This is a genomic window from Umezawaea endophytica, assembly GCF_025061645.1.
Lineage (GTDB): Bacteria > Actinomycetota > Actinomycetes > Mycobacteriales > Pseudonocardiaceae > Umezawaea > Umezawaea endophytica.
Genome location: NZ_JANYMP010000030.1, coordinates 101,473 through 118,151, shown reverse-complemented (window position 1 = coordinate 118,151; position 16,679 = coordinate 101,473). Strand labels below are relative to the sequence as shown.

Annotated in this window: 15 protein-coding genes; 2 read left to right on the top strand and 13 right to left on the bottom strand. The window is 70.9% G+C overall.

What is annotated here, in order from left to right:
* Window positions 1–28: 28 nt before the first annotated feature.
* The 10 genes from NZH93_RS41070 to uraH all read right to left on the bottom strand — a co-directional run bounded on the left by NZH93_RS41070 (window position 29) and on the right by uraH (window position 9,359).
* Window positions 29–607 (bottom strand): TetR/AcrR family transcriptional regulator, encoded by a 579-nt coding sequence (locus NZH93_RS41070; protein WP_259628734.1) that lies wholly within the window; start codon window positions 605–607, stop codon window positions 29–31.
* Window positions 600–1,436: an alpha/beta fold hydrolase gene (locus NZH93_RS41065; RefSeq protein WP_259628733.1), complete on the bottom strand. Its 837-nt coding sequence runs from the start codon at window positions 1,434–1,436 to the stop codon at window positions 600–602. The genes NZH93_RS41070 and NZH93_RS41065 overlap by 8 nt, the downstream gene beginning before the upstream one ends.
* A 200-nt stretch (window positions 1,437–1,636) precedes the next feature.
* Complete coding sequence (locus tag NZH93_RS41060) at window positions 1,637–2,026, bottom strand: allophanate hydrolase-related protein (protein WP_259628732.1); 390 nt, start codon at window positions 2,024–2,026, stop codon at window positions 1,637–1,639.
* Window positions 2,027–2,038: 12 nt separating this feature from the next.
* Window positions 2,039–3,460, bottom strand: coding sequence for an NCS2 family permease (locus tag NZH93_RS41055; RefSeq protein ID WP_259628731.1), 1,422 nt, complete (start codon window positions 3,458–3,460; stop codon window positions 2,039–2,041).
* Window positions 3,461–3,565: 105 nt separating this feature from the next.
* On the bottom strand, window positions 3,566–4,048 hold the full coding sequence (locus NZH93_RS41050) for a nucleoside deaminase (RefSeq protein WP_259628730.1): 483 nt from the start codon (window positions 4,046–4,048) through the stop codon (window positions 3,566–3,568).
* Between the two features lie 68 nt (window positions 4,049–4,116).
* Window positions 4,117–6,342 carry a xanthine dehydrogenase family protein molybdopterin-binding subunit gene (locus NZH93_RS41045; RefSeq protein WP_259628729.1) on the bottom strand — a complete coding sequence of 742 codons (2,226 nt, stop codon included), beginning with the start codon at window positions 6,340–6,342 and terminating at the stop codon, window positions 4,117–4,119.
* Window positions 6,339–7,694, bottom strand: a complete 1,356-nt coding sequence (locus NZH93_RS41040) for an 8-oxoguanine deaminase (RefSeq protein WP_259628728.1) — start codon at window positions 7,692–7,694, stop codon at window positions 6,339–6,341. Before NZH93_RS41040 ends, NZH93_RS41045 begins: the two co-directional genes overlap by 4 nt.
* Window positions 7,691–8,152, bottom strand: a complete 462-nt coding sequence (locus tag NZH93_RS41035) for a (2Fe-2S)-binding protein (protein WP_259628727.1) — start codon at window positions 8,150–8,152, stop codon at window positions 7,691–7,693. Before NZH93_RS41035 ends, NZH93_RS41040 begins: the two co-directional genes overlap by 4 nt.
* Window positions 8,143–9,015 carry an FAD binding domain-containing protein gene (locus tag NZH93_RS41030; RefSeq protein ID WP_259628726.1) on the bottom strand — a complete coding sequence of 291 codons (873 nt, stop codon included), beginning with the start codon at window positions 9,013–9,015 and terminating at the stop codon, window positions 8,143–8,145. Before NZH93_RS41030 ends, NZH93_RS41035 begins: the two co-directional genes overlap by 10 nt.
* Window positions 9,015–9,359 carry a hydroxyisourate hydrolase gene (gene uraH, locus NZH93_RS41025; RefSeq protein ID WP_259628725.1) on the bottom strand — a complete coding sequence of 115 codons (345 nt, stop codon included), beginning with the start codon at window positions 9,357–9,359 and terminating at the stop codon, window positions 9,015–9,017. Before uraH ends, NZH93_RS41030 begins: the two co-directional genes overlap by 1 nt.
* An 80-nt stretch (window positions 9,360–9,439) precedes the next feature.
* On the opposite strand from uraH, the gene NZH93_RS41020 reads away from it, so the two are divergent.
* Window positions 9,440–10,954 carry a PucR family transcriptional regulator gene (locus tag NZH93_RS41020; RefSeq protein WP_259628724.1) on the top strand — a complete coding sequence of 505 codons (1,515 nt, stop codon included), beginning with the start codon at window positions 9,440–9,442 and terminating at the stop codon, window positions 10,952–10,954.
* A gap of 52 nt (window positions 10,955–11,006) precedes the next feature.
* Here the strand turns inward: NZH93_RS41020 and NZH93_RS41015 are convergent, their stop codons facing one another.
* The 3 genes from NZH93_RS41015 to NZH93_RS41005 all read right to left on the bottom strand — a co-directional run bounded on the left by NZH93_RS41015 (window position 11,007) and on the right by NZH93_RS41005 (window position 14,325).
* Window positions 11,007–11,417 carry an Imm1 family immunity protein gene (locus tag NZH93_RS41015; protein ID WP_259628723.1) on the bottom strand — a complete coding sequence of 137 codons (411 nt, stop codon included), beginning with the start codon at window positions 11,415–11,417 and terminating at the stop codon, window positions 11,007–11,009.
* A 4-nt stretch (window positions 11,418–11,421) separates the two neighbouring features.
* Window positions 11,422–12,849: a DUF1996 domain-containing protein gene (locus tag NZH93_RS41010; protein ID WP_259628722.1), complete on the bottom strand. Its 1,428-nt coding sequence runs from the start codon at window positions 12,847–12,849 to the stop codon at window positions 11,422–11,424.
* Window positions 12,850–13,080: 231 nt separating this feature from the next.
* Window positions 13,081–14,325, bottom strand: a complete 1,245-nt coding sequence (locus NZH93_RS41005; protein ID WP_259628721.1) for a hypothetical protein — start codon at window positions 14,323–14,325, stop codon at window positions 13,081–13,083.
* An 88-nt stretch (window positions 14,326–14,413) separates the two neighbouring features.
* Between NZH93_RS41005 and NZH93_RS41000 the strand changes: the two genes are divergently transcribed.
* Window positions 14,414–16,555, top strand: a complete 2,142-nt coding sequence (locus NZH93_RS41000) for a tetratricopeptide repeat protein (protein WP_259628720.1) — start codon at window positions 14,414–14,416, stop codon at window positions 16,553–16,555.
* Window positions 16,556–16,679: the final 124 nt, after the last annotated feature.

Genomic DNA, 16,679 nt, shown 5'->3' with positions numbered 1-16,679 from the left:
TGTTCGTGAGGACCCCCCGATTCACAACCTACTCGACGGGTCCGACAGTTTTTGGAGCTGGAGTGCGGAGGCCGGTGATCACCATGTGGATCATCAGGTCGTAGCTTTCGTTGAGCTTTTCCGGTAGCTGGAAGCCCTGGTCGATCTCCAGTACGGCGAAGCCGTGTGCGACCGCGCGCAGGCAGCGGGCCGCGTGGATGGCGGCGGAGTCTTCCAGGTCGTACGCGCGCAGGGCGGCCAGCATGATGTTGACCAGTCGTTCTCCCGCCTGCTCGACCTGTGGCTGGGGGGACTGGTCCAGTGCTGAGTAGCGGTGCGGGTGGGTCAGCACGTAGTTGCGCCAGGTGGTGAGGAGGGCGCGGATCGCGTCGTCGGCGGAGCGGCCCTGTACGGCTCCGCTGATCTCGTCGTTCAGCTCGTCCAAGATGCGCACCGACAGGAGTGCGCGCAGTTCGGCCAGGTTGCGGACGTGCTTGTAGAGCGACGGGGTGGCCACGCCCGCGCGGGAGGCGACCGCGGCCAAGGTCAGTGCGGTCGAACCCTCCTCGTCGACCAGGCGGAGTGCAACGTCGACCACGGCGTCGGCGGACAGCGCGGCCCTAGCCACGGGTGTTCTCCTTGAGGAAGGACAGGACGGCAGTGGCCACCTGGGTCGGGAACTGGACGTGGGCGTAGTGGCCCGCGCCCTCGATCACCTCGACGCGGCCCAGGCCCGACGGCATGGCCGCGACGATGCCTTCGCCCTCGGCGCGGGCGTCGGTCCAGTCGGGGTCGAGTGAGCCCTCGATGACCAGTGCGGGGCAGTGGATGGCGCCGAGCAGCGCGCCCGCGTCGGTGGGGGCGGACATGGCCATCTTGCTCAGCACGGCCATGCGGCCGGGCCTGCGGAGGTCGGTGTCCAGTGCGGCCAGGTGCTCGGTGAAGCGCGCGGGCTTGGTGCCGGGGTAGGCGTGGTCGAGGTAGCGCTTCCACAGGCCGACGCTGCGGAACACCCCCGTGCCCATGAGCAGCGACATGCCCTTGCGGTAGCGGGCATTGGTGAAGAAGCCGCCGAAGTCGACCTTCTGGGCGCGGGTGAACGGGCTGATCTCGACGACGGCGGTCACCGACTCGGGGGCCTGGGCGGCCGCGATGGTGGCTGAGCCGCCGGTGAACGAGTGGCCGACCAGCACGGCCGGGCCGCCGAGGTGCTTGACCACGGCGAGCAGGTCGGCTGCCGAGTCGGTGCGGGTGTAGGAGGCCCAGCCGGTGCTGGACTCGCCGTGGCCGCGCTGGTCCACGCTGGCCACGCGGTACCCGGCGGCGGCCAACTCGGTGGCCAGCTCGCGGTAGGCGGCCCGGTTGTCGCCCATCCCGTGGGCGAGCACGATCAGCGGTCCGTCGCCGATCACGTCGTAGGCGAGCCGTCCGCCGTCGAGCTCCAGGTACTCGGTCATCGTCATCACCTCAGGGGTAGCTAATGGCTGTAGCTCAAAAGCTAATGTCATTAGCCAAGCCTGTCAACCCGCGCCCGCGCGGCTCCGGGAGGAACAGAGGTGGGTGATCGGCGGGCCCCCTGCCTGCCGACCACCGCACGTCCGCGGTCCCCGCCACCCCCAGCGGTGGGGCTCACCAGGCAAGAGAGGTGAGCGGGCCATCAAATACGCCCGGACTCCGTTCTTCCCCGCAGGTAGGCGTGCCAGTCACCTATGTGGGTGATGTCCACGAGGTCCGGGTTGTCGAGGCAGTCGTTCCGCAGGACGGTCGCCAGGCACGCCGCGCCGTCCTCCAGTTCGATCACGCCGATCTCCAGCTCCGGCGGTTCGGCCGGGAGCAGGTGGTCGCGCAGGATGACGAGCGGGAGGTCGTAGACCTCGCCGACGACGCTGCCGCTTCCGGAGCGGTGCATGGCCGGGAAGCGGTCGCCCACCGAGAAGTAGCGGTACTTCGGGGCGCTGCGGGCCACGCACAGCAGGGGCGTGCCCTGGAGCTGCTCGTGGAGCGGTCCGCCGCGCATGCCGCCGCCGTTGAGGAAGATCAGAGCCACAGTGCCTCCTGGTCAGCGCAGTACAGCGGTGATGGCCTCTACGCCGAAGTAGAGGACGAACAGTCCTGCGATGCTGGTCATGATCCAGCCGATCTCGCGCCACTGGCCCTTGCAGACCTTGATGAGCACGTAGGAGATGAGGCCCGCGCCGATGCCGTTCGTGATCGAGTAGGTGAACGGGATGAGCGCGGCCGTGAGGAACACCGGGATGGTGTAGTCCGCCTCCTGCCACGGGATGCGGCGGACCTGCGCCATCATCAGGCCGCCGATCACGACCAGCGCGGGAGCCGCGGCCTGCGCCGGGACCACGGCGGCCAGCGGGGTGAACAGCAGCGTCGCCGTGAGCATCACGCCGGTGACGACGCTGGCCAGGCCGGTCCTGGCGCCCTCGCCGACACCCGCCGCCGATTCGAGGAACACGGTGTTCGGGGACGAACCGGTGATCCCGCCCGCGATGGCTCCCGCGCCGTCGACCAGCAGGATGCGGCCCATGCCCTCGACCTTGCCGTCCTTGGTCAGACCGGCCTCGTCGGAGACGCTGGTGATGGTGCCCATCGCGTCGAAGAACCCCGACAGCACCAGCGTGAACAGGAAGACCGTGGCCGAGATCGCGCCCGCCGAGGCGAAGCCGCCGAACAGGTCGACCTGCCCGAACAGGCTGAAGTCCGGCGCGGCCACGACGCTGTCCGGCACGGTCGGTTCGACCAGGCCCCAGCCCTCGACGTGGAACACGGAGTTGACCACGACGGCCAGGACGGTCGCCGTGCCGATGCTGATCAGCACGGCGCCGGGGACCCCGCGGCTCATCAGGACGATCATCAGCAGCAGACCGACGGCGAACACGACGATCGGCCACCCGACCAGGTGACCGTCCACACCCATGCGGACCGGGACGGTCGAGTGGGCCGCGTCCGGGGTCCTGGTGACGAAACCCGCGCTGACCAGGCCGACGAACGCGATGTACAGGCCGATGCCGACGGTGATGGCGATCTTCAGCGGAGCCGGGATGGCGTTGATGATCCGCTCCCGCACACCGGAGACGGCCATGACGACGATGCAGAGGCCCTCCAGCACCACCAGCCCGAACGCCTGGGCCCAGGTCATCGTCGGCGCTAGCTGGAACGCGACCACGCCGTTCACGCCGAGACCCGCCGCCAGCGCCAGCGGGGCGTTGCCGACCAGGCCCATCAGGATGGTCATCACGCCCGCGGCCAGCGCCGTGGCGGTCGTGACCTGCTCGATCGACAGCTTCGCGCCGGTGATGTCGGCGGAGGCCCCGAGGATGAGCGGGTTGAGCAATACGATGTACGACATCGCCACGAAGGTGGTGATCCCACCGCGCACCTCGCGGCCCAGGGTGCTCCCGCGTTCGCCAACGCGGAAGAACCGGTCGAGAGGTGTTCGTGCGGGGATGTCATTCCTCAACTGGGTCATGACGTCCTTTCCCATGCCGGTGGGCGCGTTCGGCGGGGCCCGTGCTTGCCGGCCCGGCCCCGTCGACCGCGTTTTCGTCTTGGTGCTCCGGTCAGCACCGGCCTTCTAGTAGTCGACCCGGTCCGTGCGGGACAGCCACGCCGAGAAGGGCGCGTCGTCCACGTCCGTGCTGACGCGGTGGACGGGCAGGCTCCAGTCCTCCCTGGGCTTGCCGAACAGCTCGTAGAACTCGCGGTCGTCGAACCCGGCCGCCGCCGCGTCGTGGCGGTCGGCGGCGAACACGACCCGCTCCACCCGCGCCCACAGCGCCGCGGAAATGCACAGCGGGCACGGTTCGCACGACGACACGAGCACGCAGCCGGTGAGCTTGAAGTCGCCGATCGCCTGGCAGGCGGCGCGGATGGCCACCACCTCGGCGTGCGCGGTCGGGTCGAGCAGCGGGGTGACCTGGTTGGTGCCGGTGGCGATGACCTCGCCAGCGCGGATGATCACCGCGCCGAACGGGCCGCCGCCGTCGGCGACGTTCTTCGTCGCCAGGTCGATGGCCTCGCGCAGCCAGGCCTGGTCGGCGTTGATCGAGGTGGTCATGGGGGTCTCCTCGGGCGTGCTCGTCCACGCCGCGGCCGGGTGGGCCGCGGCGGGACGGGGAACGCCTGCTAGGTCTGGGTGATGTGCTCGGGTCGGACCGGGACGCGGGTGAGCGCCAGGCCGGTCGCGGCCCTGATGGCGGCCACGACGGCCGGGGTGGACGAGATCGTGGGCGGTTCGCCGACACCGCGGACGCCGTAGGGCGCGTTGGGATCGGCCAGTTCCAGGACGTCGATGCTCATCGGCGGCATGTCGAGCACCGTCGGGATCAGGTAGTCGGTGAACGACGGGTTGCGCACCTTGCCGCCGACGGTCTGGATCTCCTCCATGACCGCCAACCCCAGGCCCTGCGCGGAACCGCCCTGGATCTGGCCCAGCACGGCCTGCGGGTTGAGCGCGTTGCCGACGTCCTGTGCGCAGTCCAGCTCGACCACCTTGACCAGGCCGAGTTCCACGTCCACGTCGACGACCGCGCGGTGCGCCGCGAACCCGTACTGCACGTGGGCGTTGCCCTGGCCCGTTTCCGGGTCCAGCGGCTCGGTCGCGCGGTGCCGCCACTCGACCGTCTCGTCGATCACGTCGTCGCCGACGAGGTCGGCCAGGTCCACTTCGGACAGCTCACGGCCACCGGCGAGCTTGGTCAGCTTGTCGCGCACGGCCGCGCAGGCGGCCTTGACCGCGCCGCCCGTGACGTACGTCTGGCGGGACGCCGACGTGGAGCCGCCGTTGCCGATGCTGGTGTCCATCGGCAGGATCGTCACGCGCTGGACGCCGAGTTCGGTGCGCACGATCTGCTGCATGATCGTCACCAGGCCCTGGCCGACCTCGCACGCCGCCGTGTGGGCCAGCGCGACGAGTTCGCCGCCGATGACCTGGACGCGCACGCGGGCCGTCGAGTAGTCGTCGTAGCCCTCGGAGAAGCAGACGTTCTTGATGCCGACGGCGTAGCCGATCCCGCGCACGACGCCTTCGCCGTGCGTGGTGTTCGAGACGCCACCGGGCATCGACCGCAGGTCGAGCGTCGTGGACACGGGCGGCAGGGGCTTGTCCTTGACCAGCTTCAGCAACTGCGCGACCGGCGCGGCCGAGTCGACCACCTGGCCGGTCGGCATGACCGAGCCCTCGGTCATCGCGTTCGCGATCCGCACGTCGACCGGGTCCAGACCGAGCTTCTCCGCGAGCTTGTCCATCTGGGACTCGTAGGCGAAACCCGCTTGCACGGCACCGAATCCGCGCATCGCGCCGCACGGCGGGTTGTTGGTGTAGAGGCCGTAGCAGTCGATCGTCACGTTGTCGACCTCGTACGGGCCGACGCCGAGCGTGGCCGCGTTCGCGACGACCGCGCCGGTGCTGGACGCGTACGCGCCGCCGTCGAGGAAGATCCTCGCCTTGACGTACACCAGCTTCCCGTCACGGGTGGCGCCGTGCTCGTAGTGCAGCACGGCGGGGTGCCGGTGCACGTGGCCGTAGAACGACTCCTCGCGGTTGTAGACCATCTTCACCGGCTTGCGGGTGTGCAGCGCCAACATGCACGCGTGCACCTGCATCGACAGGTCCTCACGGCCGCCGAACGCGCCGCCGACGCCGGACAGCGTGAGCCGCACCTTGTCCAGCGGCATGCCCAGCGCGCTGGCCACCTGGCCCTGGTCGACGTGCAGCCACTGCGTGGCGATGTACAGGTCGACGCCGCCGTCCTCTGCGGGCACCGCGAGACCGGACTCCGGACCGAGGAACGCCTGGTCCTGCATGCCGACCTCGTACCGGCCGGACACCACGACGTCGGCCGTCGGGGACTGGTCGCCACGGCGGATCGGCACGTGCCGCACCAGGTTGCCGCCGGGGTGCAGCGGGGTGTCGTCGGCCGCGGTCTCCATGTCCACCACGGGTTCCAGGACCTCGTACTCGACCTTGATCCGCTTCATCGCGCGGGTCGCGGTCTCCGGGTGGTCGGCGCCGACGAGCGCGACCGCCTCACCCTGGTAGCGCACGACGTCGACCGCGAGCACGGGCTGGTCCTTGTGCTCCAGGCCGTACAGGTTCGAGCCGGGCACGTCCTGGTGCGTCAGCACGGCGTGCACACCGGGCACCTTCAGCGCCTCGGTCAGGTCGATCGACACGATCCGCGCGTACGGGTGCGGGCTGCGCAGCGTCGAGCCCCAGATCATGTCCTCGTGCCACAGGTCCGACGCGTAGGCGAACTCGCCGCGCACCTTGAGGTTGCCGTCCGGGCGCTGGGGGCTGGCGCCGATACCGCCTGCGACGCTGGAGCTGAGTTCTGCGGGGGTGAGACTCATTTCGACACCTCGATCAACTTCGCGCTGGCGGTCCTGAGTTCACGGGCGAGGTCGTCGGCCGGTGCGGTGCGGAGTTCGCCGTCGGCGACCACGGTCTTCCCGCCGACCAGCAGCAGCTTCAACGGCGGTTGCGGCCCGAACACCAGTGCCGCCACCGGATCGGTGATGCCCGCGTGGTCGACGCCGTCGAGCCGCCACAGGGCCAGGTCCGCGAGCTTGCCGGGTTCGATCGAGCCGATCTCGTCCTCGCGGCCGAGGCAGCGGGCGCCGCCCATCGTGCCCAGCCACAACGCTTGGCGGAACGTCATGGCCTTCGGCCCGCCGCGCTGCCGGGCCTGCATGACCGACTGGCGCAGCTCAGCCACCAGTCCACCGTCCTCGTTGGACGCCGCGCCGTCCACGCCCAGACCGACCGGCGCGCCAGCGTCCAGCAGGTCGCGGACCGGCGCGATGCCGGTGCCCAGCCGTCCGTTGGACGTCGGGCAGTGCGCGGACCCCGTTCCCGTCGCACCGAGCCGCTTCACGGCGTCGACGGACAGGTGCACGGTGTGCGCGAGCCACACGTCGTCACCGAGCCAGCCGAGGCGTTCGGCGTACTCGGTGGGCGTGCAGCCGTTCTCGGCCTGGCACTGGTCCTCCTCGTCGATCGTCTCGGCGAGGTGCGTGTGCAGCCGGACCCCCTTGCGGCGGGCCAGTTCCGCGGCGCCGGTCATCAGCTCGGGGCTGACGGAGAACGGCGAGCACGGGCCGACGGCCACCCGGATCAACGCCCCGCGCGCGGGGTCGTGGTAGTCCTCGACCGCCTTCTCGGTCGCGATCAGGGCGGCCTCGGTCTCCTCGACGAGGTTGTCCGGCGGCAGACCGCCGTGCGACCGACCGCGGTCCATCGAACCGCGGATGGCGTGCAACCGGATACCGATCCGCCTGCCCGCGCCGACGAGCGCGTCGAACTGGTCGCCGCCCGCGCGCGGGAACACGTAGTGGTGGTCGGCGGCGGTCGTGCAGCCGGTCACCGCGAGCCGGGCCAGGCCCGCGGACGCGGCGGCGTGCGTGATGCCCGCGTCCAGCCCGCGCCACACCGGGTACAGCTCGGTCAGCCACTCGAACAGGGTCGCGTCCTGCGCGAAACCCCTGGTGGCCCACTGGTAGAGGTGGTGGTGGGTGTTGACGAGGCCGGGGGTGAGCAGGCAGCCGGAGCCGTCGACGTAAGTGTGCGGGCCGTTCTGCGCGGGCGCCGGACCCGAGCCGACGGACCGGATGGTGTCGCCGTCCACCACGACGTGGCCGTACGCGTGCTCGGTGCCCGCCGCGTCCACAGTGGACACCGCGACCCGGTCGATGACGGTGATCATCGGCGGGCCGCCGCGAGCCGGACGGCGTCCAGGATCTTCTCGTACCCGGTGCAGCGGCACAGGTTCCCGGCCAGCGCCTCGCGGATCTCCGGGTCGCTCGGCTGCGGCACGCGTTCGAGCAGGTCGTGCGCCGCGACGACGAGACCGGGCGTGCAGAACCCGCACTGCACCGCCCCCGCCTCCACGAACGCCTCCTGGACGGGGTCGAGCCGGTCGCCGTCGGCCAGGCCTTCGACCGTGCGGACCTCGCGGTCCTGCACCTGGCCCGCGGCGACCAGGCACGCGCACACCGGCACGTCGTCCAGGTACACCGTGCAGGACCCGCACTCGCCCTGCTCGCAGGCGTTCTTCGAACCGGGCAGCCCCAGCCGCTCGCGCAGCACGAACAGCAGGCTCTCGCCCTCCCAGACGTCGTCGGCCTGCCGCTGCTCGCCGTTGACGGTCACGTTCACGCGCATTCGCGGGCCTCCTTGCCGAGGTGGTCCTGCCACGCCCAGCCCAGCGTCCTGCGGGCGAGGACGGCCAGGGCGTGCTTGCGGTACGCGGCACTGCCGCGCACGTCGTCGATCGGGCTGGCCGCCTCCGCGACCAGCTCGCCGAACCGGCGCTTCACCGAGTCCAGCAGCGGTTCCGGCGCGGCCCAGTCCAGTTCGCCCGCCAGGAACTCCTCGGCCGCCGTGGCGCGCCGGGGTGTCGGGGCGGCCGAACCGACCGCGGCGCCGACGCGCTTCTCGGCGGGGTGCAGCGCGATGGCGAACGAGCACACCGCGATCACCATGGCGTTGCGGGTGCCGACCTTCGCGAACTGCTCTGGCCCCGGCGTCGCGTTCAGGTGCACGGCGGCGATCAGCTCGTCGGGCTCCAGCGCGTTGCGCTTCACCCCGAGGTAGAACTCGGCGGCCGGGATCATCCTGGTGCCGCGGGTGGACGCCACCTCGATCACCGCGTCGCCCGCGAGCAGCACCGGGTGCGTGTCACCGGCGGGGGAGGCGGCACCGAGGTTGCCGCCGACGGTGCCGCGGTTGCGGATCTGCGGCGAACCGACCGTGCGCGACGCCATCGCCAGACCCGGTAGCTGTGCGCCGAGCTGCTCGATGATCCGCGTGTACGGCACGCCGGAGCCGACGCGGAGCCTGCCGTCGACGGTCGTCCACTCGCGCAACTCCGCGATCCGGGTCAGGTCGAGCAGCGCCGACGGCCTGCGGTGGTCGAAGTTCAGCTCCACCATCACGTCCGTGCCGCCTGCGATCGGCACCGCGTCGGGCCGTTCGGCCTTGACGGCCAGGGCTTCGGCGAAGGTGTCAGGGCGTAGGAAGTCCATCAGCTGCCTCGGTAGGTCGAGTACGCGAACGGGGACAACAGCAGCGGCACGTGGTAGTGCTCGGCCGGGTCGGCGACGTGGAACGTCAGCACGACCTCGGGGAAGAACGGCGCGAGCGCGCCGGTGGCGAACACCAGCCGGTAGACGCCGACCTCGGTCGCGTCCCAGCCGGTGATCCGGCCGTCGGGGCCGGTCTCCCCGGCCGACACGAGGGTCCCGTCCGCGCGTTCGAGCCGCACGGCGAGCCCGGTGGCGGGCCTGCCGCGCTGGGCGTCCAGCACGTGGGTGGAAATCGTCACTCGCCCTCCAAACGGTGTGTGAGCCAGTACACAGAGGGCGACCATGGAACAGCTACGGCGGAGCGCATGAAGCCAAGGCTCCTACAGACAGGGCTTTTGTGCTTTCCTACAAACTCGATCGGACGATGGAGGTGAACGCGGTGGAGGTGCGCGCCCTGCTCGGCATGCCGGAGCTGCGGTTGCGCCTGAGGTCCGGCGACGAGCTGCTCGACCGGCCCGTGACCAGGCTCTACGGCACCGAGCTGCCCGATCCGGCCAGGTACCTGTCCGGCGGGGAACTGGTGCTCTCCGGCCTGCTGTGGCATCGGGAACCCGAAGATTGTGAAGTGTTCGTGTCTTCTCTCGCGCACGCGGGCGTGGCGGCGCTGGCGGCCAGCGAAGCGGAGTCGCGAGAGCTCCCCCCGGCGCTGCTGGAGGCGTGCGCGCGGCACCACGTGCCGCTGCTGGAGGTCCCGGTCGACCTGTCGTTCGCGACCATCACCGAGCGCGTGGTGCTTGAACTCGCCGCCGAGCGGATGAGTGACGCGGGCACGATGCTCGGGCGGCACCGGCGGCTGCTGACCGTGGTGTCCGACGGCCTGCCCGCGCTCGTCGAGGCGGGCGCGGAGGAGTTGGGCGCGAGCTGCTCGGTGCTGTCCACGACGGGCAGGCTGGTCGCGGGCGCCGAGGTGGACCTGCCCGCCGCGCTGGTGCGGGACTTCCTGCGGGCGGACCGGCTGCCCAAGGTCGTGCGCGGCACGACGCTGCTGCCGGTGGCCGAACGCGGCGGCAGCAGGCTGACGAACTGGATCCTGGCCGTCGCGGGGGACCTGTCGCACGACGAGGTCGCCGCGGAACTCGCCAGCCTCGTCGCGCTGGAGCGGTCGCGGATCGCGCAGGGCCGGGCGATCGAGAACCGGGCCGCCGGGCCGTTGCTGCGGCTCGTGCTGGACGGCTCGGCCGGGCCGGGCGAACTGCGGTCGCGGGTGTCGGCGGCGGGGTTCGACCCGGACGCGCCGCTGCGGGTGCTGGCGCTGTCGACGTCCGACCGCCGGATCGACCTCGCGGCGGCGGTGCTGGAGGAACTGGTCGCGTGGACGGCGCCGCGCGCGCTGGTCGCGACGATCGGCTCCGAGGTGTACGCGGTGATCTCCGCCGACGTCGAACACCCCGCCGACACGGCGCGGAAAGCGTTGCGCGCCTTGGAACCCGGCCTCGACTCGACCCGGCTGCTGGTCGGGATCAGCTCACCGGTCGGCGTCGCCGGACTGCGCGGCGCGGTGGAGGAGGCGTCGCACGCGCGGCGGCTGGGCGTGGCGCGGACGGGCCGCACCTGCGTGGTGGCGGGGGAGGAGATCGCGCTGCACCAGCTCCTCCTGGCCGGTGTGCCGGAGGAACTGCGCGCCTCGGTGCGCGCGCGGCTGCTGGGCGCGGTGCTCGACTACGACGCCGAGCACGGCACGGACCTGGTCGGCACGCTGAGGGTGTTCCTCGACGACTCGGGCTCGTGGACCACGGCCGCGGCGAAGCTGCACGTGCACGTGAACACCCTGCGGTACCGGATCGGGCGGGTGGAGGAACTGCTCGGCGTGGACCTGGGGCACTTCGCCACCAGGGTGGACCTGTACCTGGCCCTCCAAGCCGGGCCTTCCGCGCCGTAGAGGAACCCGTACAGGGCAGGCTCCTCCACGGCGCTTCCGGCGACGGGGGACGTCACCGGGCTTGTTGCCACGGCACTCTCGTCGGGCGCTGGCCGGTCAGGAGGAACTCCTCGATCGCGGCGGCCAGGGTCGGCACGGGGATCTCGCAGTGGGTCGGGAACTCGATCCCCGCGTACACGGTCCGCTGCTGCGGGCCCTCGCCCAACGTGACCCAGGTGCCGTTCGTGGTGTCCGTGTAGAGGATCGCGCCTCGATCGCCCCGCACCCCGACCGTCACCTCGTGGTCCGGGTAACCGGAATCCAGGGTGGGGCGGTCGGTGTGGATGAGGAGGGCGTTGTCGCTGCGGGGATCGGTGAGGCGGTCGAGCAGGCGGTGGACGTCATCGCCCTGGCGCAGCTTGTCGACTTGGCCGAGCCAACTCCGGTTGCCCGCCACGGCCACCGAGTAGTGCGCCTCGATCATGGCCCTACTCCTTGCAGGTCTTGTTGGTGTTGATGCAGTTGACCAGTCGCTTCATGATCTGGTCGGACATGACGTTGGCGAAGTCGTCGTGGTCGGTCAGCGGGTCGTGCTCCTCGGCCGGGAACGAGTCGACCGCGTACTGGCCGTTCTGCTGCACGTCGGCCGGGATGTCGTAGGTCAGGGTGATGCGCAACTGCGGGATGGCCTGGAAACCGTTCTGGCACTGGCCGTTGGCGTCGGCGAACGCGACGTGGTCGCGGTGGTTCGCGCTGTCGGTGTTCTTGCCGTCCCAGCAACCGGGGAAGTCGTGGATCCGCTTGACGTTGGCGCCGTTCGGGCAGATCGGGTACTTGTCGAGCAGCACCTTGTCCTCGAAGCCCGCGCACGTCCAGGAGGCCTTGGTGTTCTTGTCGCCGTTGATGGAGCGCTTCGCGTCGCCGTAGAGGATCTTGAGGAACTTGGGCATCGCGACCACGTCACCGACGGGGCTGCCGCGGAACGTGAGGTCCGCCGCCTTCGGCTCCTGGATCACGCCGTCGTTGCCGGGGAGCTCCTCGGCCGCGTCCTTGCCCAGGTTCGCCTCGTTCTGGGCCGCGTCCTCCGCGGCCTGACCGTCCTGCGCGCCCGCGTTCTGGTCCGCGTTCTGGCCGGCGTTCTGGTTGGCGTTCTCGTCGGCGGCGTTGTCCTTGTTGCCCTGGCCCTGCCTGTTGTTCTGCTGCCCGTTGCGCTGGTTGCCGTTCTGGTCGTTGTCGTTGTCGCGCTGGAAGCCCTGCGGCCGGTCGTTCTGGTTGCCGCCGCGCTGGTTGTCGTTGTCGCCCTGCTGCTGGTTCTGGCCGCCGCGCTGGTTGCCCTGCTGCTGGTTGCCCTGCTGGTTACCGCCCTGCTGCTGGTTCCGGTTGCCCTGCTGCTGGTTCTGACCCGCCTGCTCCTCGGCAGGGGCTTCCCCGGACGCCGCCGCGCCTTCCTCGGCGGCCGCTTCCTCCTCGCCCTTGTCGATCCGGATGACCGGCCAGAAGTAGGCCGACTTGTCGCCGTTCTTGCAGGTGGTTCCGCCCGCCTGGAGGCTCTCGTCGGTGGAGTCGGCGTCGGTCGTCAGGTTGCCGACGTAGTCGTGGAGGTGCTCCGCGCCGTTCTGGACCCCTGGAGCCGCGATGAAGTTGTCACCGTTGAAGTGCTTGTTCTCGTTCAGGCCGCAGTCGACGGTGAACGTGCCGGTGGTCGCGTCCTGCTGCGGTTTCGGGGTCTTGACGTTGGCCTTGACCGTGGTGATGTCGACGAACAGCGATTTGTCAGCGCCGTCAGCACGAGCCTGTCCCTGGTCGCCCGTGGTGGTGAACGCGACGGCCAGACCAACCGTGAGTGCCAATCCGGTCATTCCCGCTGTCAGCTTCGCGCGGCGGGAGAAGGTGTGCCGTCCCTGGGAACGCGTCATGTGATGTGTCACCTCGTCGTTTGGTACGCGCAGAGCGCTTCGATCCCCGGCCGCCTGACGGCGGTGGACACAGGGGCATACGTACCAATGCGCTGCCGATGCTCCTCCGCGATCCCGTCGTTACCTTTCCGTTATCATCCGGAAGGTGGGCAAAACGGACGTACGCGGGGTGTGACGTGGGGTTTCACGATTCCTTCACGCTTGGTGAATGAGCACCGCCTTGAAGCGGATTTAAGGCCGGTGTGACGTGGACGGCGTAGATCGCGCGGTCTGGTGGAAGTCGTTGGGGGACATGGGTTTCCATCCCGAACCCAGCGGCGCGTCGAGAGGCCGGGGGAGCGGGACGGGCTCGACCACCACGTCCCGCTCCGACGCCTCCAAGCCGAGGAGTCGGTGAATCGTCAACCGCAGGACGGTCGCCGCGGCACCCGGCCGGGAGGTGATCGACTTGGCGATGACCTCGTGACCACCGGTCGCGGCGTCGAGTTGCGGCAGCAGCGGCCGGGTGAGGTCGAGCGCCGTCGCCCGCCGCGCCAGCTCGTCGGCCGGACTGCCCGCGCGCACGTCCGGGAACGGGACCAGCGCGATCCGCCGACCGATCGCCGCCGCGTACTGCGTGGTGGACCCGTGGTCGCCGATCACCACGTCGCTCGCGACCAGCGTCGCCCGCCAGCCCTCCTCCGGCGGGATCACCAGCAGCCCGTCGCGCAGGCAGTCCGCCAACCACGCCCGGACCTGCCACGCGCCGTGCACCGACCAGATGTTCGGGTGCAGCACGGCCGCCACCCGGTACCGGTCGTCCGCCTCGTCCAGCAGCCGTCGGTAGACGTCCGGGTGTCCGCCGAAGACCGACCGCTCCGTCCAGGTCGAGCTGACGGTGACCAGCGTCCGCGAGGGTCCGACGCCCAGCGCGCGGCGGTAGTGCTCGCGGTGCGGCAGGCTCGCGACCATCCGGTCCAGGCAGACGTCCCCGGCGACGACGGCCGCGGGCACGGCCTCCGGGCAGGACTCGCGCAGCACGGCGAGTTCGGCCTCGTGCGACAGCACGATCGCCGTCGCGACCACCCGCCCGTCGCGCACCAGCGCTTCCCGCGCCAACCCGTGCGACCGCCACGGCCGCGTCCGGGACTTCATCGCCCCCACCCCGTGCGGCAGCACCAGCACCGGCCCCCGAACCCGGTCGACGCCTCGGTGGCTGGCCGCGACCACCAGGTCGAACCGGATCGCCACCGCCTGCCGCCACGGCAGCACCACACCGCCCAGCCCGCGCACGAACTCCTCGGTCCCGTGCCACGTGCCGTCCCAGTCCGGAACCGTGAACACGACCTGCACCCGGTGGTCCGCCAGCAGCGGCAGCACGTCGACGAGCCTCGTGCCCGCCACCACGTGCGGCACCACCACCAGGACGTTCACCATCCCGACCCGTGTGACCCGGCTCGCTGCTCCCGGCCCGACCGGTGCCTTCAACCACTCCATGGAGCAACCTTGCCCGTGCGGAAGTCACCCATTGGAGCCTTGCTCTTCCCGCAGGTCGAGAGGTTCCCTGGACGAGGGGGGTGAGGGCGTGGCGAATCGAGGTGGCACGACCTCGTCCACGACGGGCAACGCGGTGTCCGGCCAGGTGGCGGGTTCGGTGGTGCAGGCGGGCAGCATCGGCAGCGTGCACCTGCACGAGGCGGTCCCCGTGGTGGTCGTCCCCCGGCAGTTGCCGCCCGCGACGCGCGGGTTCGCGGGCAGGCGGTTCGAGGTGGACCACCTCGGTCGCTGGCTGGACGACGACGGGTCGCTGTGCGTGGTGATCAGCGGCGCGGGCGGGGTCGGCAAGACGACGCTCGCCCTGCGGTGGCTGCACGACGTGCGCGACAGCTTCCCGGACGGCCAGCTCTACCTTGACCTCGACGCGTTCTCCTCCACCGGACCGGTGAGGTCCGAGGAGGCCCTGGAGTGCTTCCTGCTGGCGCTGGGCGTAGCGGCCGACCGCGTGCCCCCCGACCTGGCCGGGCGCACGGCGTTGTTCCGGTCGATCACGGCGGAGCTCTCGCTGGTCGTGCTGCTGGACAACGCGACATCGGCGGCGCAGGTCAGGCCGCTATTACCCGCGTCGCCCACGTGCGCGGCCGTCGTCACGAGCCGGTGGCGGCTGGTCGGGCTCGGCATGGAGGGCGCGCGGTTCCTGGAGCTCGAACCGATGGAGACCGACGCCTCCCTCGAACTGCTCGCCAAGGCGGTGGGGGAGACCCGGCTGTCGGACGAGCGCGGTGCGGCGCGGGAGCTGACGACGCTCTGCGGAGGTCTGCCGCTCGCACTGTCCGTGGTGGCGGCCCGGCTGTCCGCGCACCCCCGGCGTTCACTGTCGCGCGAAGCGGGAGACCTCCGCGCCGAGCAGGACAGGTTCCCCGGCTTGGAGCTGGGGGCGGACGTCTCGGTCGAAGCGGTGCTGGACCTGTCGTACCGGGAGCTGACCTCGGGGCAGGCCGCGGTCTACCGGACCTGCGCGCTGCACCCCGGCCCCGAGTTCGGCACGGAGGTCGTCACGGACGCGCTCGGGGAGTCGTCGACGACCGCGCTGGCCGCCTTGGTCGAGGCGAACCTGCTGGTCGAGGTGGACGAGCACCGGTTCCGCTACCACGACCTGCTGCGGCTGCACGCGTTGCGCAAAGCCGAGAAGGAAACGCTTGCGGGGGAACGGCGTGAGCTGTCCTCGACGATGGTCCGCTGGTACCTCGACACCCTGGTCGCCGCCGACGCCCTGCTGCGCCCGACCCGCCGTCGAGTCGGCCCCCGTTTCGAGGCGCCCGCTGATCGCACAGGGCTGTTCGGCAGTCAGCGGGAAGCGCTGCGGTGGTTCGACGTCGAGCGCGCGAACCTGCGCCAGGCGTGCGTGCTTTCGGTTGACCTCGGCCTGGACGACCTCGCCTGGCAGTTCTGCGAGGCGATGTGGAGCGGCTTCCTGCACACCCGCCACTACGACGACTGGTTTGCCTGCCACGACGTCGGTGTCGCCGCGTCCGTGAGGTCGGTCAACCGCGCCGCCGAGGCCCAGTTGCGCTTGCAGCTCTCGTTCGCCTTCAGCGAGCTGAAGAGGTTCGACGAGGCGTCGGCGCAGGGCACGGCCGCGTTGAAGATCGTGGAGGAGAGCGGTGATCGGGGAACCGCCGCGGCGGTGTTGAACCAACTCGCGGGCATCGCGCAGGCCGGTGGCGACCTGGCGACCGCGTTGTCCCTGCTGCACCGGGTCAGGGAGATCAGGCAAGAGGTGGGCACCCCGCGCGCGTTGGCGTTCTGCGGAAGGCGGATCGGCCAGGTGCTGGCGGACCAGGGCCACTACCCGGAAGCGGAGCGGGAACTGGTCGCCGCCGTCGACGCGATGACGCGGCTGGGTGACCAGGTGCAGCAGGCGTGGTCGCTGGTGGCGCTGGGGAAGACGTACCTGCGATGGGGCAGGGCGGAACAGGCGGCCGAGACCCTCCGGCCTGCCCTGGAGATCATGCGCCTGATGGGAACCCCTTACTACGAGGCGGAGGTGCTGACCGCGCTCGGGGAGGTCGCCGTGGCGCTCGGCGACCTCCCCGCGGCGCGGCGGCACTACTCGGGTGCGCTGGAGCGGTACGTCCAGGTCGAGGAACCCAAGGCCATCGACCTGCGGGCGAGGCTCGACGCCGTGACGGAGGTCCCGTCACAAGTTGCCCGCGACAGCAGGACGTAGGCGAGCGCCGCGCACCGCACGTCGGATCCCGTGTGCCGCAATGAGATCCGCCTGCCGTCGCGTGACCACGCCCGGTCGCCTCCGGTCCGGAGCACCACCGCGCATCCGGGCAGTTCGCGGAAGA

Coding starts and splice junctions, on each gene's coding strand:
- NZH93_RS41065 (WP_259628733.1), bottom strand. CDS start 1,436: ATGACCGAGTACCTGGAGCTCGACGGCGGACGGCTCGCCTACGACGTG.
- NZH93_RS41055 (WP_259628731.1), bottom strand. CDS start 3,460: ATGACCCAGTTGAGGAATGACATCCCCGCACGAACACCTCTCGACCGG.
- NZH93_RS41050 (WP_259628730.1), bottom strand. CDS start 4,048: ATGACCACCTCGATCAACGCCGACCAGGCCTGGCTGCGCGAGGCCATC.
- NZH93_RS41045 (WP_259628729.1), bottom strand. CDS start 6,342: ATGAGTCTCACCCCCGCAGAACTCAGCTCCAGCGTCGCAGGCGGTATC.
- NZH93_RS41040 (WP_259628728.1), bottom strand. CDS start 7,694: ATGATCACCGTCATCGACCGGGTCGCGGTGTCCACTGTGGACGCGGCG.
- NZH93_RS41035 (WP_259628727.1), bottom strand. CDS start 8,152: ATGCGCGTGAACGTGACCGTCAACGGCGAGCAGCGGCAGGCCGACGAC.
- NZH93_RS41030 (WP_259628726.1), bottom strand. CDS start 9,015: ATGGACTTCCTACGCCCTGACACCTTCGCCGAAGCCCTGGCCGTCAAG.
- uraH (WP_259628725.1), bottom strand. CDS start 9,359: ATGGTCGCCCTCTGTGTACTGGCTCACACACCGTTTGGAGGGCGAGTG.
- NZH93_RS41020 (WP_259628724.1), top strand. CDS start 9,440: ATGGAGGTGAACGCGGTGGAGGTGCGCGCCCTGCTCGGCATGCCGGAG.
- NZH93_RS41015 (WP_259628723.1), bottom strand. CDS start 11,417: ATGATCGAGGCGCACTACTCGGTGGCCGTGGCGGGCAACCGGAGTTGG.
- NZH93_RS41010 (WP_259628722.1), bottom strand. CDS start 12,849: ATGACGCGTTCCCAGGGACGGCACACCTTCTCCCGCCGCGCGAAGCTG.
- NZH93_RS41005 (WP_259628721.1), bottom strand. CDS start 14,325: ATGGAGTGGTTGAAGGCACCGGTCGGGCCGGGAGCAGCGAGCCGGGTC.